The 18,550-nt window shown below is 68.7% G+C and carries 18 protein-coding genes; 9 read left to right on the forward strand and 9 right to left on the reverse strand.

Annotation, left to right across the window (positions count from 1 at the left end; genetic code table 11):
• Positions 1 to 22: 22 nt before the first annotated feature.
• On the reverse strand, positions 23 to 1,819 hold the full coding sequence (locus tag FHX42_RS10355; protein WP_182544006.1) for a thiamine pyrophosphate-dependent enzyme: 1,797 nt from the start codon (positions 1,817 to 1,819) through the stop codon (positions 23 to 25).
• 507 nt (positions 1,820 to 2,326) lie between these two features.
• Between FHX42_RS10355 and FHX42_RS10360 the strand changes: the two genes are divergently transcribed.
• From FHX42_RS10360 to FHX42_RS10375, 4 genes are all read left to right on the forward strand, one after another.
• Entirely contained in the window at positions 2,327 to 4,732 is a 2,406-nt protein-coding gene (locus tag FHX42_RS10360) for a phosphoketolase family protein (RefSeq protein ID WP_182544007.1), read from the forward strand.
• Positions 4,729 to 5,826 (forward strand): acetate/propionate family kinase, encoded by a 1,098-nt coding sequence (locus FHX42_RS10365; protein WP_182544008.1) that lies wholly within the window; start codon positions 4,729 to 4,731, stop codon positions 5,824 to 5,826. The genes FHX42_RS10360 and FHX42_RS10365 overlap by 4 nt, the downstream gene beginning before the upstream one ends.
• A 124-nt stretch (positions 5,827 to 5,950) precedes the next feature.
• The gene (locus FHX42_RS10370) at positions 5,951 to 8,032 is read left to right on the forward strand and encodes a xanthine dehydrogenase family protein molybdopterin-binding subunit (RefSeq protein ID WP_182544009.1); all 2,082 of its coding nucleotides are present in this window, start codon (positions 5,951 to 5,953) and stop codon (positions 8,030 to 8,032) included.
• A gap of 86 nt (positions 8,033 to 8,118) precedes the next feature.
• On the forward strand, positions 8,119 to 8,526 hold the full coding sequence (locus FHX42_RS10375) for a hypothetical protein (protein ID WP_182544010.1): 408 nt from the start codon (positions 8,119 to 8,121) through the stop codon (positions 8,524 to 8,526).
• A 153-nt stretch (positions 8,527 to 8,679) separates the two neighbouring features.
• Here the strand turns inward: FHX42_RS10375 and FHX42_RS10380 are convergent, their stop codons facing one another.
• Both FHX42_RS10380 and FHX42_RS10385 read right to left on the reverse strand, forming a co-directional pair.
• On the reverse strand, positions 8,680 to 8,937 hold the full coding sequence (locus tag FHX42_RS10380; RefSeq protein ID WP_235987166.1) for a helix-turn-helix domain-containing protein: 258 nt from the start codon (positions 8,935 to 8,937) through the stop codon (positions 8,680 to 8,682).
• Between the two features lie 274 nt (positions 8,938 to 9,211).
• Positions 9,212 to 9,796: a helix-turn-helix domain-containing protein gene (locus FHX42_RS10385; RefSeq protein WP_182544011.1), complete on the reverse strand. Its 585-nt coding sequence runs from the start codon at positions 9,794 to 9,796 to the stop codon at positions 9,212 to 9,214.
• A 116-nt stretch (positions 9,797 to 9,912) separates the two neighbouring features.
• Here FHX42_RS10385 and FHX42_RS10390 point away from each other — a divergent pair, with 116 nt between their 5' ends.
• From FHX42_RS10390 to FHX42_RS10400, 3 genes are read left to right on the forward strand one after another with little or no spacing between them, the layout of a single operon-like run.
• On the forward strand, positions 9,913 to 10,749 hold the full coding sequence (locus FHX42_RS10390) for an EamA family transporter (RefSeq protein ID WP_182544012.1): 837 nt from the start codon (positions 9,913 to 9,915) through the stop codon (positions 10,747 to 10,749).
• A gap of 38 nt (positions 10,750 to 10,787) precedes the next feature.
• The gene (locus FHX42_RS10395) at positions 10,788 to 11,435 is read left to right on the forward strand and encodes an FMN-binding negative transcriptional regulator (RefSeq protein ID WP_182544013.1); all 648 of its coding nucleotides are present in this window, start codon (positions 10,788 to 10,790) and stop codon (positions 11,433 to 11,435) included.
• Positions 11,436 to 11,463: 28 nt separating this feature from the next.
• Entirely contained in the window at positions 11,464 to 11,814 is a 351-nt protein-coding gene (locus tag FHX42_RS10400) for a helix-turn-helix domain-containing protein (RefSeq protein ID WP_235987167.1), read from the forward strand.
• A gap of 220 nt (positions 11,815 to 12,034) precedes the next feature.
• On the opposite strand, the gene FHX42_RS10405 is transcribed toward FHX42_RS10400, so the two are convergent.
• Together FHX42_RS10405 and FHX42_RS10410 are read right to left on the reverse strand one after the other, a co-directional pair.
• Positions 12,035 to 13,762 (reverse strand): sodium:solute symporter family protein, encoded by a 1,728-nt coding sequence (locus tag FHX42_RS10405; protein WP_220480111.1) that lies wholly within the window; start codon positions 13,760 to 13,762, stop codon positions 12,035 to 12,037.
• Between the two features lie 155 nt (positions 13,763 to 13,917).
• Positions 13,918 to 14,493: a helix-turn-helix domain-containing protein gene (locus FHX42_RS10410; RefSeq protein WP_182544014.1), complete on the reverse strand. Its 576-nt coding sequence runs from the start codon at positions 14,491 to 14,493 to the stop codon at positions 13,918 to 13,920.
• A 105-nt stretch (positions 14,494 to 14,598) separates the two neighbouring features.
• Between FHX42_RS10410 and FHX42_RS10415 the strand changes: the two genes are divergently transcribed.
• A complete protein-coding gene (locus tag FHX42_RS10415; protein ID WP_182544251.1) occupies positions 14,599 to 15,756 on the forward strand; it encodes a benzoate/H(+) symporter BenE family transporter in 1,158 nt (385 codons plus the stop codon).
• A 58-nt stretch (positions 15,757 to 15,814) separates the two neighbouring features.
• Here FHX42_RS10415 and FHX42_RS10420 read toward each other — a convergent pair whose 3' ends face one another.
• Both FHX42_RS10420 and FHX42_RS27360 read right to left on the reverse strand, forming a co-directional pair.
• Positions 15,815 to 16,312, reverse strand: coding sequence for a DUF1264 domain-containing protein (locus FHX42_RS10420; protein ID WP_328796028.1), 498 nt, complete (start codon positions 16,310 to 16,312; stop codon positions 15,815 to 15,817).
• Positions 16,312 to 16,398, reverse strand: coding sequence for a hypothetical protein (locus FHX42_RS27360; RefSeq protein ID WP_328796063.1), 87 nt, complete (start codon positions 16,396 to 16,398; stop codon positions 16,312 to 16,314). The genes FHX42_RS10420 and FHX42_RS27360 overlap by 1 nt, the downstream gene beginning before the upstream one ends.
• Positions 16,399 to 16,720: 322 nt before the next feature.
• Between FHX42_RS27360 and FHX42_RS10425 the strand changes: the two genes are divergently transcribed.
• Entirely contained in the window at positions 16,721 to 17,179 is a 459-nt protein-coding gene (locus FHX42_RS10425) for a DUF6292 family protein (protein ID WP_182544015.1), read from the forward strand.
• 21 nt (positions 17,180 to 17,200) lie between these two features.
• Here FHX42_RS10425 and FHX42_RS10430 read toward each other — a convergent pair whose 3' ends face one another.
• Positions 17,201 to 17,926, reverse strand: a complete 726-nt coding sequence (locus FHX42_RS10430) for a metallophosphoesterase family protein (RefSeq protein WP_182544016.1) — start codon at positions 17,924 to 17,926, stop codon at positions 17,201 to 17,203.
• A 138-nt stretch (positions 17,927 to 18,064) separates the two neighbouring features.
• Positions 18,065 to 18,523: a hypothetical protein gene (locus FHX42_RS10435; protein WP_182544017.1), complete on the reverse strand. Its 459-nt coding sequence runs from the start codon at positions 18,521 to 18,523 to the stop codon at positions 18,065 to 18,067.
• Between the last annotated feature and the right edge of the window lie 27 nt (positions 18,524 to 18,550).

The following is an 18,550-nucleotide window of genomic DNA, read 5'->3' on the forward strand; positions in this document are numbered from 1 at the left end:
CCTAATCCGCGACGGTGCCGGCTCAGCCCTGCTGACCGTGCCGGCGAAGCTCGTGCTCGGAGTGCCGCACGGCCGGCGACAGGCCACGCCGGTCCGACTCCAGCATGCTTCGGGACATGCGTTCACGCGCGGGTTCGCCCCGCTCGAAGGCGTTGGCGATCCGCTCGGCCTGGACCGGTTTGATCGTCTCGGCGAACGGCGACTCGTAGGGATCGACGACGCATTCCACGAGCGTGGGGCCACCTCGTTGCAACGCCGTGGACAGCAGATCCGCCACCTCGGGCGGCTTGTCGATGCGGAAGGCCCGCACCCCGCAGCTCTCGGCGACCCCGGCGAAGTCGATCGGGGAGAGCTCACATCCGTACTGGGGGTTTCCGAGCATGGCGTTCTGCTCCCAGGCCTCCAGCGCGAGCGAATCGTTGCGCAGCACTATGACCGTGATCGACAAGTCGTACTGGGCCAGGGTGGCCAGCTCCCCCATCCCCATCGACAGGGCACCGTCACCGGTGAGCGCGACGACGGGCCGGCCGGGATCGGCGATTTTGGCGCCGACCGCGTACGGCAGCGCCGAACCCATCGTGCAGTGCGTCCCGCTGAACGAGTAGCTCATCCCCCGCCGCAGCGGCACCCGCGACCCCCACGCCGTCACGGTTCCCGCGTCGCTGGTGAGCACGGCCCGGTCCGGCAGCACTTCACCGAGGTGGTGGGCCACGGCCTGGGGCTTCATCGGTCGCTCGGTGCCGGCCGCCTGGTCGCGTTGCAGCTGCCACCACGCGGCCATGCCGGACTGCGCGTTGTCGAGGAAGGAGCGGTCCCGTTTCCGCTCCAACAGCGGGCGCAGACTGCTCAGCACGGTGTGCGCGTCCCCGGCCAGGCCGACCTCGACCGGATACCGCATGCCGATCTTGGAGGGGTCGTTGTCGATCTGCACCGCCCGGGCCTGACCCGGTTTCGGCCAGAACTCGTAGTACGGCGTCGAGCTGCCCACGATCAGGAAGCCGTCGCAGTTCTCCATCGCCTCGTGCGAGGGGCGGGTACCGATCAGCCCCATACCGCCGGTGGTCAGCGGGCTGTCGTCGGGCACGCTGTCCTTGCCCAGACCGGCCTTGACGATCGGCGCCGCGAGGGTCTCGGCGACCTGTTCGAGCTCCTGCCCCGCACCCCGCGCTCCCGCACCGGCCATGATGACCACGTTGCGGCAGTCGCCGAGCAGCGCGGCGGCCTGCCGCAGCTGCTCTTCGGGCGGGGCGACCACGTGCCGCTGGGTGGCCAGCGAGGTGTGCCCGGCGGGATTCTTGTCCGACCAGGTGTCCTCGGTCCAGGACTGGATGTCGATGGGGATCGCCAGGTGCCCGGGAGCGCCCGCGGCCAGGGCCTTGCGCACCGCGAGGTCGGTGGCGTTGACCGCGTGGGCCGGCCCCATCACCCGCTCGCTGAAGGCGCACGCGTCACGGAAGAGGTAGTCGGAGTTGAGGTCCTGCAGCAGGTGGGCGCCGATGACGTCGTGGTAGGTCATCCCGGTGATCGCGATGACCGGCACACCGTCGACCTCGGCGTCGTAGAGCCCGTTGAGCAGGTGCACCGCGCCGGGCCCCGCCGTCGACACGCACGCGGCCGGACGCCCGGTGAACTTCGCGTGGCCGACCGCGGCCAGCGCGGCGTTCTCCTCGTGCCGCACGTGGACGTAGCGCATCCGGTCGGCGTGGGTGCGCAACGACTCGAAGAAGCCGTTGACGGCGTCACCGTTGATGCCGAAGATGGTGTCGATGCCCCAGTCGAGCAGGCGCTCGACGATGTGGTCCGAGGTCGTCCTGGCCATGTTCCTCGCTCCTCGTTCAACTCCGGAGTGCTCGCTTCGCCGCCCACGCCGCGAGGCGGCCCCCAGCACGGGGCTCGCATCCGGCCGCGCGTCGTACCGTTCACGGACCCGTTCCGGACAGGACCCACTCGGCCCCCGAATCCGCGGACCACACCGATGTCCACGGCTTCGGCCAGGTGCAGCGGGCCGCGCCCGGTGCCCTGCTCGATCCGTTCGCGGCAGCTGAAGCCGTCGGCCAGCACGACCGTCCCGGCGGGAGCCGCACGCACCGCGGGCAGGACCACCCGATCCCCCGCCGCGACCGAGACCTCGTACTTCTCGCCCCGCTCGTAGCCGAGGCGGCACCTGCCCACGGCGTTGCCCCGCGACAACGGAGGTAAACCTGCCGGAAGACGCCACCGTGCTCGGCGGGGCCACCGACCCGAGCACGTTTACCGAACGAAACCGGAGGGTAGAAAGCGTCCTGACGGGAAAGCCCCAATGATGAGAACCGGTGGAGTTCGACGGATGCACACCGTGTCGGCACCTTCCCTGCCCCAGGACGAGTACGAGCACCTCGACGCGTTCTGGCGAGCCGCGAACTACCTCGCGGTGGGCCAGCTGTACCTGCTGAGCAACCCACTGCTCCACGAACCGCTCCGGGCCGAACACATCAAACCGAGACTGCTCGGCCACTGGGGCACGGTCCCGGGACTCACACTGATCTACGCGCACCTGAACCGGCTGATCCGCCAACGCGACCTCGACATGCTCTACGTCGTCGGCCCCGGCCACGGAGGTGCCGCCATGCAGGCCGCGACCTGGCTGGAAGGCAGCTTCAGCGAGGCCTACCCCGAAGTGCCCCGCGACGCGGAGGGCATGGCGCGGCTGTGCAAGAACTTCTCGTTCCCCGGCGGGATGCCCAGCCACGTCGGCCCCGAAGTCCCCGGCTCGATCAACGAGGGCGGCGAACTGGGGTACTCGTTGTCGCACGCCTACGGAGCCGTGTTCGACCGGCCGGACCTCATCACCACGTGCGTGGTCGCCGACGGCGAAGCCGAGACGGGACCGCTGGCCACCGCCTGGCACGGCACGAAGTTCCTCGACCCGGCCCGCGACGGCGCGGTACTGCCGATCCTGCACCTCAACAGCTACAAGATCGCCAACCCCACGGTGCTCTCGCGCATCGGCGACGAGGAGCTGACCGCACTGCTGGAAGGCTACGGGCACACCCCGTACCTGGTCTCCGGTGACGACCCGCAGTCGGTGCACCGGGACTTGGCGGCCACCCTGGACCGAGCCGTCGACGAGATCGGCGAGATCCAACGCGCCGCCCGCGACGGGACCGAACACGGTCGGCGACGTTGGCCGATGATCGTGCTCCGCACCCCCAAGGGGTGGACCGGACCCGAACAGGTGCACGGCCGGCAGGTGGAGGGAACCTGGCGTTCCCACCAGATCCCGTTGGCCCGACCAGCCGGTGACGCCGATCAGCGGGCGGCGCTCCAGGAGTGGATGCGTGAGTACCGGCCGGAGGAGTTGTTCGACGAGCAGGGCCGTCCGCGCGCCGTGGTGACCGACGCGGTGCCCGCCGGCAGACGCAGGATGGGAGCCAACCCCGCGGCCAACGGCGGTGTGTCGAGCCGGCTGCCCCTCCCCGATGTCCGGGACTACACGGTCACCCTGGACGAACGAGGCGGTGCGGTGTGCTCACCCACCGAAGTGCTCGGCGGGTTTCTCCGCGACGTCATGCACGCCAGCCAGGAGCAGCGCAACTTCCGGCTGTTCAGCCCGGACGAGCTCGAATCGAACAAGCTCGGCGCGGTCTACGAGGCCACCGACCGCGCCTGGCAGGCCGAACAGGCCGACGTCGACACCGAGCTCGCTCCCGACGGCAGGATCATGGAAATCCTCAGCGAGCACACGCTGCAGGGATGGCTCGAAGGGTACCTGCTGACGGGCCGCCACGGACTCTTCGCCAGCTACGAGGCCTTCATCCACATCGTGGACTCGATGTTCAACCAGTTCGCCAAGTGGCTCGACGCGACCCGCGAACTCGAATGGCGACGCCCCGTGCCGTCGCTGACCTACCTGCTGTCCTCGCACGTGTGGCAGCAGGACCACAACGGGTTCTCCCACCAAGACCCGGGATTCCTCGACCACGTCACGCGCAAGAAGCCCGAGATCGTGCGCGTGTACCTGCCCCCCGACGCCAACACCCTGCTGTGCGTGACCGACCACTGCCTGCGCAGCCGGGACCTGACCAACGTCATCGTGGCGGGCAAACAACCCCAGCCGAGCTGGCTGGACAAGGACGAAGCGGTGGCCCACTGCACCCGCGGAGTCGGCGTGTGGGAATGGGCCAGCACCGCCACCGGAGACCCCGACGTCGTGATGGCCTGCGCCGGCGACGCCCCCACCCGAGAAACACTCGCGGCGGTGGACCTGCTGCGACAACACCTGCCGGAATTGGCGATACGGGTGGTCAACGTCGTCGACCTGATGCGGCTGCAACCCCCCGACGAGCACCCGCACGGCCTCCCCGACGAGGAATTCGAAACCCTGTTCACCACCGACAGCCCGATCGTGTTCGTCTACCACGGCTACCCCTCGCTGATCCACCGACTCACGCACGGAAGGCCCAACCGCGACCTGCACGTGCGCGGCTACCAGGAAGAGGGCACGACCACCACGCCCTTCGACATGGCCGTGCGCAACGGCATCGACCGCTACGGACTGGTCATCGACGTCATCGACCACGTCGCGGGACTGAGGCAACACGCCGCCGGCCTGCGCCAGCTGATGCTCGACAAACGCATCGCCCACGACGTGCACACACGCGAGCACGGAGAAGACCTCCCCGAGGTCCGCGACTGGACCTGGGGACGGCCGCAGACACGAGGAACCTCACGCGAGGAAGGAGAGAGCCGGTGAACACCCGCGCCATCACGGTCAACGCCGGGTCGAACAGCCTCCGGCTCGACCTCGTCGACACCCAGGACCTGCGCGTGCACGAGTCACAACACACGTCGACACCACCAACCGCTCCCGAATCCCTGCGCGACTTCGACGAGTTCCTCGGCCAGCACGGCGAACGCGCCACGACCGTGGCCCACCGCCTCGTGCACGGCGGAGAGCACTTCCCCCAACCACGCCCGGTGGACGAGAACACCGTGTCCCGACTGCACGAACTCGAAGCACTCGCCCCCCAACACGTCCCCTCCACCGTGCAACTCGTCCAACGAACCGCCCACGCCGCACCCTCGACCCCGCAAGTCCTGTGTCCCGACACCGGGTTCCACCACACCCTCCCCGCAGAATCCCGCCTCGAACCGCTCCCCTCCCGGTGGCGGTCACAGATCCGCCGCTACGGCTTCCACGGCCTGTCCTACGCCTGGGCACTGCGCCGCACGAGCGAACTACTGGGCCGCGACGCCGAACGGATCAACGCCCTCGTCGCCCACGTCGGCGGCGGCTGCTCGGTATGCGCCATCCACAATGGCCGCAGCGTGGACACGACCATGGGCTTCACCCCGCTGAGCGGAATCATGATGACGCGGCGCAGCGGCGACCTCGACCCCAGCGCGCTGGTGTGGTTGCTGCGCAACTCCGGCGAGGACCTCGACGAGGTGGAAGCCGCCCTGCAACGGGAATCGGGACTGCTGGGACTGTCGAACGGCTACTCCGACGACACGCGCGAACTCGTGGAAGCAGCCGAAGCGGGCAACGACACCGCCCGGACCGCACTGACCGTGTTCTGCCGACACCTCGCCTCCGGACTGGCCGCGATGGCCACCAACCTCGACTCCGTGGACGCGGTGGTGTTCACCGGTGAGATCGGCTGGAACCAACCGGAGGTCCGCCGCGAAGTGTGCCGACGCCTTGCCCTGCTCGGAGTCCCCGCCGACCTGTCCGACAACCGGCAGGACGACGGACCGGTCAGCGGCTCCGGGGAACGGCCGCCCGTCCTGGTGGTGCAGCCCCGCGAGGAGATCCAGCTGGCGCTCGAGGCGACCCGGGCCCTCTGAGGAATCCCGGCGAAACGGTGCGGGTGGCGCCGCAACCGGAACCGCGCGTGTCGTTTGGACAGCGCACCCGCCGGGAAACCGGAGGGCCACCGTACTGCAGCCCAGCTCTCGGTGGGGGAAGACGATGACCAGCCAGGTAACGCCATACGCGATCGGCACCGCACTCCAGCGCCTCGACGGACGCAGCAAGGTCACCGGAACAGCGCCCTACGCCTTCGAGCGCGTCGTCGACAACGCCACCTACCTCCACCCCGTGCAAGCCACCATCGCACTGGGCCAGATCACGGCCATCGACACCGCGGAAGCCGAAGCCCTCGACGGGGTGATCACCATCCTCACCCACGTCAACGCACCCCGGCTGGCCTCCACCGAAGATCGGGAACTGGCGGTACTGCAAACCGACCGGGTCTCCTTCCGCGGCCAGCTCATCGGTGCCGTCATCGCCGACACCCCCGAGACCGCACGACAAGCGGCCGGACTGGTGCGAATCTCCTACGCCCAGTGGCCGCACGAGGCCGAACTGTCCTCCGAACGCAGCGACCTCTACACCCCCGAAGCCGTCAACCCGTCCTTCCCAGCCGACACCGACGAAGGCGACGTCGACACGGCGATGTCCGCCGCACCCGTCACACTGGACACCACCTACACCACGCCCCTGGAATACAACAACCCGATGGAGCCGCACACCACCGTCGCGCTCTGGAACGACCACGAGCTCACGCTGTACGACTCCACCCAGGGCGCACACACGGTCCGCACCACTGTGGCCCCCGTGATCGGCCTCGACCCCGAACGAATCCACGTCAGCGCCCCCCACGTCGGCGGCGGATTCGGCTCGAAGGGAATACCGCACGCCCACATCGTGCTCGCGGCACTGGCCGCCAGGACCGTCGAGGGCAGACCGGTGAAGTTCGCCCTGACCCGCCAACAGATGTTCTCCCTGGCAGGACACCGCACCCCCACCATCCAACGAGTACGACTGGCCGCCGACACCGACGGCCGACTCTCGGCACTCGCCCACGACGTCGTGGAATGGACCTCGAAGGTCAAGGAATTCGCCGAACAGACCGCCGTACCCTCCCGCAACGTCTACGCCGCCCCGAACCGGCGCACCAGCCACCGGCTCGCCGCCCTGGACGTGCCCGTACCGTCCTGGATGCGAGCACCCGGCGAGTGCCCCGGCATGTTCGGCCCCGAAGTGGCCGTGGACGAGATGGCACTGAAGTGCGGAATCGACCCCGTCGAATTCCGCGCCCGCAACGAACCCGACGTCGACCCCGAAACGGGCAAACCGTTCTCCAGCCGCCACCTCGTCGAATGCCTGCGCGAAGGCGCCGACCGATTCGGCTGGCACCACCGCGACCCCACCCCCGCCTCCCGGACGGAACGCGGATGGCTCGTGGGCACGGGAGTGGCCTCCTCGATCTATCCGACCCTCCGCGCGGTGTCCACCGCGACCATCCGCGTCGAAGCAGCGGACCACTACCGAGTCGACATCGGCGCCACCGACATCGGCACCGGCACCTGGACCGCGCTGACCCAGATCGCCGCCGACGCCCTGGAAGTCCCCGTCGGACACGTCGACCTGCGCATCGGCGAAACCGCGCAACCCGAAGCCAGCGTCGCGGGCGGCTCGACGGGAAACGCCACCTGGGGCACGGCGATCGTCGAAGCCGCCCGCGCACTCCAGGACACCCACGGTCGCCCACCCGAAATCGGAGCCGAGGCGAGCGGCACGACACCGAACAACCCCGAGACCGAACGGTTCGCCATGTTCGCCCACGGTGCCCAGTTCGCCGAGGTACGCGTACACGCCGACACCGGGGAGATCCGAGTGCCGCGGATGCTGGGCGTGTTCGCCGCGGGACGCATCATCAACCCCCGCACGGCGCACTCCCAGTTCATCGGCGGCATGACCATGGGACTGTCCATGGCCCTGCACGAGGTCGGCGTGCTGGACACCCGGTTCGGTCACGTGGTCAACCACGACTTCGCCGAGTACCACATCCCCACCAACGCCGATGTCGGCGACATCGACGCCACCTGGATCGACGAGGACGACCCGTACGTCAACCCGATGGGCGCCAAGGGCATCGGCGAGATCGGCATCGTCGGCGCGGCCGCCGCCATCGCCAACGCCGCCCACCACGCCACCGGCATCCGCCTGCGCGAGCTTCCCATCACCCCCGACGCACTCCTACGGTAATGCCGAAGGACCCATCCACCGAGGTCACGCGGGGAAAGGGCGTCACCAAGCTCGCACCGCGATCGAATTCGTGCTCCCATGAGGCCATGGGAGAGCCCGACCCGACCGATCCCGATGGTCGAGACGGGAACGTGGTGTGCGGGTTCACCGTCGACCTCGTCGAGCACGCCCCGCGGATGCCGGCGGGAGTGTCCCGTGTGGAGATCCGCCTGGGCGGCGACACCGTCGGGGACCTGGACTACCGCACTTGCTCCGAGTGTCGGTTCGGGGTCCTGGAAAGCGTGCGGGTTGCCACCGCCGTCCGCCGACGCGGTCTGGCCTCCCACGCCGTGTTCGCGATCCTGAGCGCCCACCCCGCTTACCAGTGGAGCACGTCGACCATCACCGACACCGCCGAGGCCACCGCTTTCTGGACCGCGCTCGACTGGCCCGGCATCGGGGGAACCCTCCCGTACTGCCCGCACATGCGTCGGGCCGACGAGCACAACCCCTGAACCCGTCCAGGACGCTGCCCAAGTAGGAGCACCATCGTCCCGGCCGGTCCCTCGTGTGGGTGAGCCTGCGTCAATCCCCACATCGCCGCTGGGGGCCGAGGTGTGTTGTGAGGTTTCCTCAGTGTCCTTCTCGGGGTGCCGGTAAGGAACGTGTCATGAGCCGCCATTGCGCTGCAGGGTGCGGTACACGGTCGGTCGGGACACGGAGAACAGCTCGGTGAGGTCGGTGATCGTGTAGTCGCCGCTGGCGTGCATCCGCCGCAGCTCGGCCTGCTGCTTCGGCGAGAGCTTGGGCTGCTTGCCGAAGCAGCTTGCCCTTCGGCTGGGAACCGGATACGCCTGAAAGGGGCCGTGGGAACTCGACGGATGGTGACCGCATAGCCATGCGAGTCCGGACGCATATCCGGGCAATCCGGCTGCTTGCCGGACCAATAACGGACGAACTCAGCGTTTTCGCTGGTGGGCCGGGCGTGAGCGTGCCGGTAAAGACAGTTCCGTCAACCCGAACGCTTGCCCGACGATTGCTTGAGCACGCACCGACCACGGACGGTCGTTTCGCGCCTCAGGCGAATGATCCACGACGCATGGGCCATTGATCGAACTGCTGACCATCGGGGACGAACAGCGCGGCCCCTTTCCGGCGTATCCGGTCCCCACCCTCTGAAGGTCGTGTGCGCTGCGCAGGTCAGGTTGTGGAAGCGGGGTCGGGTGGCAGGTGGACGGTCATGATCAGGTGGCAGGTTTCGGTGCCCGCTCCGTGGTAGGCGTGTGGGGCGTCGGCGTCGAACATGGCGGTCTGCCCGGTATCGACGGCGTGTGCGGTGCCGTCGACGACGAGGGTCATCCGTCCGGAGGTGACACTGACGGTTTCCACGACTGCGGCCTGGTGGGGATGGCTGGGATATTCCTCGCCCGGTTCCAGCTGCCAGTGCCAGACCTCGGTGGGGGCCGGTCCCGAGGTCGTCACCACGAGGCGTGCCTGGCCGCCCCGTTCTCCGGTCCACAGTGGTGGCACGGCCTCGGCGGCGACGACGCGGACGCGGCCTTCGGGGGCTTCCTGCATCAGGGCGGACACCGAGATGCCGAGGGTGTCGGCCAGCCGGACCAGGGTGGCCAGGTTGGGGTTTCCCTCGGCTTTTTCCAGCCCCACCAGTGCTCCCTTGCTGACTTGGGCGCGCCGGGTGAGTTCCTCCAGGGTCAGGCCCGCGCGGATGCGGGCCGCTCGGACGTTGGAGGCGATCGCCCGGAGTGCTGCCGTCGTTTCAACCATGTGATCACCACTTTCACAGTGGGTCATTTCAATGAACCATACAGTCGTTCGGTTGACCCTTGTGGTCATTCTACCGTACTGTCTGGTCGTTCCATTGACTAGTATGGGGATGTGTCGTGATCGCTCTGCTACTGGCCCTCGGCAGCTCGCTCGCGTACGGGTGCGCCGACTTCCTCGGCGGCCTGGGCGCCCGTCGGGCGCATGTGCTGCGGACCGTGATGATCGCGGCCCCGGCCAGCCTCGCGGTTGAACTGCTGCTGTGGCCACTGCTCGGCGCCTCGTTCAGCGCCGCGACCGTGGGATGGGGCGCACTGTCGGGAGTCGCCTCGGCCGCCGCGTTCGCCCTGCTCTACCGCACCCTGGCATTCGGCCCGATGAACGTGCTCTCACCGGTGACCGCACTGGTCTCCGCCGCGCTGCCCGTCGGCGTGGGTCTGCTGCAGGGCGAACACCTGGCCGCAGCCGGACTGGCGGGCCTGCCACTGGCCCTGGTGGCGGTGGTGCTGGTCAGCGCCAGCCCCGGCGCGGGCGCGGCACGCCCCTCACGGACCGCGCTGCTGCTCGCACTCGGCGCGGGCGCCGCCATCGCAGGCCAGCTGATCTTTCTGCACCAGGCACCGTCCGACAGCGGAGTGGCCCCGCTGATCATCGGCCGAGCGGTCTCCTCGACGATCACTCTCGCCGCGGCGGGACTGATGCACCGCAAGCTCGGCCCCGAACGGCCCGCGTACGCGCTCTCGGCAACCGCGGGGGCACTGGACTCCGTGGCGAACCTGCTGTTCCTGCTCGCCGCCCGCAGCGGCAACCTCAGCATCGTCGCCGTGATCGTCGCCCTCTACCCCGCCGGCACGGTCCTGCTCGCCTGCGGCGCGACCGCCGAACGCATCCACCGCGGCCAGCTCGTGGGCCTGGGCACCGCCGCCGTCGCCGTGAGCCTGCTGGCCACGACCTGAGTACGCTCACCGCTCCCACCGACAGGAAGGATAACGCCATGTTGGTTCAGCCCTGGGAAGCCAGCCTGGACGACGCCGAATGGCAGAGCTGGATCGCCGACGGCCACGACTTCGGACAACTGTGCGTCAACGGTCGGCCGGGCCATCCGCCCGTCGTCGTCCCGACCCACTTCACCTCCGACGGAGATCACCTGCTCGTCCATCTCGCCCGGCCCAATCCGGTCTGGACGGCGATCGAGCATGACCCGCACGTCGCTTTCACGGTCATCGGCGACTACGCCTTCATCCCCGGTCCCTGGCGCGCCAAGGCCGGCACACCGCTCGCCGATGGTGTGCCCACCAGCTACTACGCGACCGTCCAGTTCAGCTGTCGCGCCAGCATCGTCGACGGTCCCGAGGCCAAGGCCGAACTGCTGCGCCGCCAGATGGCCCACTTCCAGCCCGACGGCGACCACGCCCCCATCGCCGTCGACCAGCCTCCCTACGGTCGGATGCTGCCCGGCATCCGCGGCCTGCACCTGCAGGTCACCGACGTGGTCGCCAAGTTCAAATACGACGACCAGAAACCCCTCGAGCACCGCACCGCTGTCGTCGAGGCCCTCACCGAACGCGGCCAGGGCCTCGACGTGCCCACCGCACGCCAACAGCGCCGCCGCCGGGACCGCATCGGACCCTGGAAGCCCTGACCCCACCGCTGATCACGGCCTGCCCGCCATGGCTCGCGCCGCGGCCGTCAGCCCACGGCACCTGGGCCGGTTGTTCCACACCGAACTGGGCACCACCCCCGCCCGCTGGGTCGAGCGGGTCCGACTCGAGCGCGCCCAACAACTCCTGCTCGACGGGCACAGCGTCACCTCGTCGGCCCGGCGCAGCGGACTCGGCAGCGACGAAACCCTCCGCCGCGCCTTCACCCGCCACCTCGGCACCACCCCCACCGCCTACCGCCAACGCTTCGCCACCACCGGCACGGTGCAGCGCGATGCCCAGACCAGCGCGTCGGGCACCGAGTACGACGGAAACAAGAGGACCGTCTACCGCACCCTGCATCGCAATGGCGGCTCATGACACGTTCCTTACCGGTATCTCTTCTCGGCTGGTTTTGGGGTTGATTTTTCGGGTTAATTTTAGTCTGTACTGATATATCTATGTATATTATCTCTTGCAGTTCTCCTCTGCCCCAGAGCGACAGATCCGCTAAGCACGAAGGACGGTGATGTCGGCACTGAGCGGTGACGGGCATCCGAAGGCCTCGAGGCCTTCGGATGCCCGTCACCGCGCGGGTCGCCTACGTGGAGGCCGGAGCGGCCTCGTCATCTCGCGCGTCCGAGGAACCGATGTCGTGCCCCCACTTCAGACGTTCCTCGCTGTCCGGTTCGAGCGCCGCCATCGGGACCGGCGAGCTGACCCGGCGCGTCAGCCAGGACACCAGGAGGATGGTCGCCAGTCCGGCGACCATGGACACCGTCCGGAACGGGAACAGCACCGAGCCGTCCTCGTACCAGGGCCAGGGCAGGAACGGAGGCAGTCCGAAGGTCGGCTCACCACCGGACAGGCGCAGCACCAGCGAGACTCCGAACCCGCAGAGCACGCCGATGCGATTGGCGAACGGAACGAACAGCGCGCACACCAGCATCGGGAACAGCAGCACGTAGATGAGGTCGCTGGCCAGGTACCACAGGTCGTAGACGCTGGCCACGTTCAGCGCCAGGATCGTCGCCGCCGCGCCGATCACCACGATCAGCCTGCGAATCACCTGCTGCACCTGAGCGGGGCCGGCCTGGGGACGAACCAGGCGACGGTAGACGTTCCAGCCGGTCAGCGACGAGGCCGACAGGACGGAGGAGTCCACGCTCGACATGACCGCCGCGGCCAGCGCACCGAGCCCGAGTGCGGCGACCCCGGTCGGAACGAGGTAGCGCAGGACGTAGGGCAGCACCAGCGACGGGTTGTCCAGCGGGGGTGCGCCCTGGGCCTGGAAGTCGGCCGAGGTGGCGATGATCCCGATCAGCACCGGGGGCACGGCGGCGAGCACGCACACCACGCTGGCGCCGAGGGACAGCCGCCGGGCGTTGGCCGGGCTGCTGGCCGACAGCACGCGCTGGAAGTACACCTGCCAGGGGATCCCGCCGAACACCAGCGCCAGGCCGAAGTCCCACCAGTTCCAGTACATGTGTCCCCAGGACGGGTCGTCCCATCCGGTCAGGGGCGGGAACATCGCCGCGTACGAGCCGAAGTCGATGTCGTACGTCGACCAGGCATCGCCGAGCCCGCCGACCGTGGCGGCCGCGAACGGGATGGCCGCGATGAGGCCGACGAAGATGAGCACGATCTGCACGACGTCGGTGATGGCCACCGACCACATGCCGCCCACCACTGTGTAGGCGATCGCCACGGCGGCCGAGAGGATGATCGACACGCCGAAGTCCAGACCGATGATCGTGCCGAAGGTCGTGCCCAGGGCGGTGAGGATCGCGCCGGTCCAGAAGATCTCGCCGAGCACCGCCGGGATCGCTCCCAGTCCGGCGATCTGCTTGCCGAAGCGGATGTCGATCGGGTCGAGCATCGTGGTGAACCGGCCACGGCGCATCTTCTTGGCGAAGAACATGCCGCCGATGAGCAGGCTCAGGGCGTAGCCCCAGGGAGCCTGCGCCCAGGCCAGACCGTCGTTGAAGGTCGCCTCGGCGGCCCCGCTGATGTAGCCACCGCCGACCCAGGTCGCGGTCATCGTGAACACGCCGATCCACAGCGGCATGTTGCGGCCGGCGACCATCGTGTCGGCCAGCCCGCCACCGCGACGGGATGCCACGAACGCGCCGAGCCAGTAGAACAGCGCGTAGAACGCCATCATCGCGAACAGCCCGGGCCAGGAGACGTGGGGCTGTGCGACCGCGACGTAGACCAAGGCGAGGGCCATCACGGCGACGAACACGCCGATCTTGATCAGGGAGCGGCTCCGCGAAGCAGCGGGCGGGCGCTCGGACGACTCGGTCTTCGTGTGTCTTTCTTCAGGCACCGATGGCTCTTCCTGTCGGGGATTGGGACAAGTTCGACACCATAGGCGAGCGACACCGGTATGTACAGATGTACATGAGCCCAGTCATGGACGAGATCGCACTTCGACACGACACGTGGCCGAACGTGCGTGTGGCGTGCGCAAACCGGGCGGTTCTACAACGCGGACGCCTCTTCGTCGACGTACCGCATGACGAGCGTGCCGGCCACATCCTCGTCCGTGGCCGCGTAGACGTGGTCCGCACCCCCGTCGAAGCGAATGTAGTCACCCGGCCCGAGCGTCTCGGGGTCCGATTCCGGCCCGGTCACCAACGTTCCGGAGTGCACCAGCAACTGCTCGATCACCCTGGGGCGGTGCGCCGGGGACACGTACCGGTTCCCGGCGCGCACGTGAATCCGGTAGATCTCCAGCGTCCGGCCACCGCCGATCGTTCGGTCCACGAGCTGCACGTCGACCGCCCGACCGGGGAGTTCGGCCTCGTCGGCCCTCCGCACGACCAACCCGGTCTCCACCGGCGGGTCGGCTTCCGTGATCAACAGGCGTCCCAGGGGCACGCCGAGCACCGTGGCCAGCGCGTAGAGCGTTTCCAGCGTCGGATTGCGCTGCCCGGCCTCGAGTTCGGACAGCGTGCCCTTTCCCAGTTCGGCACGGCGGGCCACCTCGGACAGCGACAGGCCGCGATGGACGCGTGTCGCGCGCAGGTTCGCGCCGACGACCTTGACCAGCTCCACCGGGACCTCCTAGCATCACTGCGTTCTATAAACAGAACGAAAGATTTTCGACAATCGGACGGATGACCCGTGTCCTCACGTCAGCGCCTGCCGCACGCACTCCCCATGTCCGTGGTGGTCTCAGGGTGTGTGACGACACTGGTCGGTGTCACGAGCTCGGTGGCCATCGTCTTCCAGGCGGCGAGAGCCGTCGGTGCGGGCCCGGCCGAGATCTCCTCCTGGATCCTCGCCCTCGGCATCGGCATCGGTGTCACCTCGATCGCGTTGTCCCTGCGCTATCGAGCGCCAGTCGTCATGGCCTGGTCCACGCCCGGCGCCGCGCTGCTCGCCACGAGCGCACACGGTACCCCGCTGTCCGAGGCGATCGGAGCCTTCCTCATCGCTTCGGCGCTGACCGTGCTCGTCGGGGTCACGGGATGGTTCGAACGTGCCGTGAACCTCATCCCCTCGTCGATCGCCTCGGCGCTGTTGGCCGGCATACTGCTGCAGTTCGGCACCGACGTGTTCACCGCGATGGGCACACGGTTCTGGCTGATCCTGGTGATGCTGGTGAGCTACCTGCTCTGCAAGAGGCTGCTACCTCGCTACGCGGTGCTCATCGCGCTCGCGGTGGGGACGCTGCTGACAGCCGTGCAGGGCTCGTTCCAGCTCGACACCGTGCGCCTGGCCGTGGCCACACCGGTTCTCACCTGGCCGTCCTGGTCCCTGTCCACGACGATCAGCCTCGCCCTCCCCCTGTTCGTCATCACGACGACCTCCCAGAACCTGCCCGGTGTGGTGACGCTGCGCGCCCACGGATACCGAACGCCGATCTCACCGATCCTGTCCTGGTCCGGCTCGGTCAACCTGGTGCTGGCTCCACTGGGCTGCTTCGGGATCAACCTCGCCGCGATCACGGCTGCCCTGTGCATGGGCCCCGACGCCCACGAGGACACGAGCCAGCGCTACCGGGCCAGCATCGTCTCCGGCGCGTGCTACCTGGTACTCGGTCTCTTCGGCGCCACCCTCGGCACTCTCATCGCCGCTTTCCCGCTCGCGCTCATCACCGCGATCGCCGGTATCGGCCTGCTGGAGACCATCGGGAACTCGCTGGCGTCAGCGACCACCGAGCCCGCCACCAGGAACGCCGCTCTGATCGCCTTCCTCGTCACCGCCTCCGGCGTGTCGATCCTCGGCATCGCCGCGATCTTCTGGGGCCTGATCGCGGGGATCGGCGCCCACCTGCTCCTCGGCCGCCCCGCAAGCCGTTCGGACATCCCGTGAGACGGAAGACGCCGTCGGGACCCGACCCCCCCCCGGCCCGTGAGCAACCGATTCCGGGTCACTCGCTTTCAGCGGCGTCGGTCACTCCCGGTACGGGGGTCGTCCCGGTGAACCGGTCCCTCATCGCGTCGACTCCGCACTGGGGACGAGCCAGGTCGGTCAGCGAGCGCCGCTGCTCGTGGGCGCGCTCCACGCCGATGTCCGTGGCCTCGTCGCGGCTGCGCTTCAGCGACTCGTCGCACTCGCCCTCGCGGTTGAACGACCACATCGGTTTCGGCTCCCCCAGCGGCAGGGCGTCACCCGGCCCCGCGTCGTGACGGCCCGTGTGCCAGGTGTGCCACGTCTTTCCGCAGGAGTTCCTGAGTTGCTCGAACAGGTCCCCTTCCGCCACCTCGGGAAGTCCCGAGGCCATGAGCTGCCCCGAGAGCACCTCGAAGTCGTGCGGGTGCCAGTACGGTTTCTCCTCCTCCCGCAACGTGTCGGACAGGGCTCCGAAGACGAGGTACTCGATGCCGATCAGGTGGGCCCGGGCGTGTTGCCGTCGAACAGCACGCACTACATCAGGTCGTCGTCGACCGCGTGGCAGTAGTGGTGGGCCTCCATCTGCGATTCCGGCTCCGCCTCGGGGCAGTGAAACCCCACGACGTAGACGTCGAAGTCGTCCAGCGGACCGGTGTCCTGCAGTAGCTTCGCCCCTGCTGCAGGGTCTCCAGCCAGGCCCCCTCGCCCTCGCCCGCAGCTGGGGTCGGAGCGTCTCGCCGTGGAATCATCGGCTTCACCCCGGTAGCCTCCCGGTGTGTTCGGTATTCGGCCTCACAGCGGATCACCCGAACGCGCCGCCGGACAATCAGTGCCCTCACGGGTCTCACCGCTCGCCGAGGGGACGAAACAACGGCGCCGTGAACCTCGTTTCAGTCGGAACAGGCCGGAGACCCCATCCGTACGCGGAATCGAGGTAGTGACGATGACCGATCCCCTCGCGCTGGACACTCAGCTGCGGCAGCACTCCAGGAACACTTTCGGGCTCGACACCGCCCTGTCGGGGTATCTCGAGGCGATCCGCCGGGCGACGAACGTCCTGGAGCTGGAGCTGACGAGCGCCTCGGCGAACCACGTCGACGGGCGAATCGAACTCACGCTTCGGGCGGCCCCGAACGTGAACATCGAGTGGACCCCGCACCGGGGCTGGGTGCTCGTCTGCCCCGGCGACCCCCAGCGGTACTACTACCGGGTCGGTTCCGAGGCCGACGCCGCCTCGGTGATGCCGGACCCCGAAACGGTCGCCTCCTGGCTGCTCCTGGTCTCCGAGGGCAACCGGGACGGTCACCACGAGTCCCCCGAGCCGCTGGACCCCGGCGACAACGCCCTGCTCGACCGGATGTACACGTTCGGTTCCGGGCGGGACCCCTACACTCCCGGCTGACCACGGCGCGGGACGACCCGGTTACACGGGACCGGCCGTGTCCAGGTGGTACACCCGAAAAGCCTCCCCCAACACCGGCTGGGCCACGTCGCGCACCGCGACGCCCTCAGGCGGCACGCCGTGTTCGCTGCCGAAATGCGCGTGGCCGTGCAGCGCCAAGCTGCTGTCCGCGGAATCGATCGCCTCGGCGAGCAGGGAGGAACCGAGGAACGGACAGAGTTCACGCGGTTCCTCCCCCAGCGTCGCGGTCACCGGGGCGTAGTGCGTCAGGGAGAGGCGGTACTCAGCGTCGAGCCCGTTCAGGCACTCGCGCAACGCGCCGGTCGCCCGCTCCGAGTGGTCGATGAACGCTTTCATCTCCCGCTCCCCGAACGAGCTGCCGCACGTGCCGAAGAATCCACCGCCGAAGCCCTTGGTTCCGGCGTCGTCGACCTCGCCGCCCGGCGAGGTCGACGACGGTGGCCTGACCCTCCAGGATTCGGACCCCCCGTCCAGCAGGATCGCGGCGACCTCCTCGGGGCAGCTCTCGTGGTGGTCGTGATTGCCGAGCACGCCGATCACGGGTACCGGCAGGTCACCGATCTCCTCGACGACGATCCGAGCTTCCTCCCTGCTTCCGTGGTCGGTCAGATCACCGGCGAGCAGCAGCACGTCGGCGTGCTCGTCGACGCCTTCCAGCCGCGGTCGAAGGCTGCTCCGCGAGTGATCAGCCAGATGAACGTCGCCGACGGCTGCGATACGGATCACGGTGATTTCCTCCCGATGTCGCGTCTTCGGCCCCGTGCTCGTCCGAGCTCTTCCCGGGCTCCGCGAGCTCGACGATGCCGAGGCGTTCGACCAACAGCGGAAACGCCTCGGCGTACGGCGAGTGCTCGGTTCCCCGGCTCACCACCTCCCAGTCGAGCTGCTCACGCAGGACAGCGCGATGAGCAGAGTTTCGGCCAGGTCGCAGCGATGGGGACCGAACACCAGCATCCTGTCGATGACGAGGTGGGTCGCGGACATGACCGGCACCGCCACGGGACCGACCCGGATACGTTCCGCCCGATCCAACAGTGCCCGGTCCACCGGATGCTCGTCGGGGCGGTGGATGAGATCGACGAGCTGCTGACCGTCGTAGGTCCTGACCGGCCAGTCCTCGACGGTATCCCGCACCGCCATGCCCCACCGTTCGACGGCGTCCAGCACCGCGCTCCGGTCCTCCTCGCGGATCAGCACATCGACGTCGTGGGCCGGTTCGTAGACCGCCCAGCCACCGGCCAGGGCGAACCGCACGTCGTGCTCCCGCAGGGCGCCGACCGTCCGCGTCATCGTGCGCAGCGGCCTCGTCTGCTCCTCGGACACCGAAACGACGCACCTCCCGTAGCGGCT

Source organism: Halosaccharopolyspora lacisalsi (genome assembly GCF_014137975.1).
In the GTDB taxonomy this organism is placed as follows: domain Bacteria; phylum Actinomycetota; class Actinomycetes; order Mycobacteriales; family Pseudonocardiaceae; genus Halosaccharopolyspora; species Halosaccharopolyspora lacisalsi.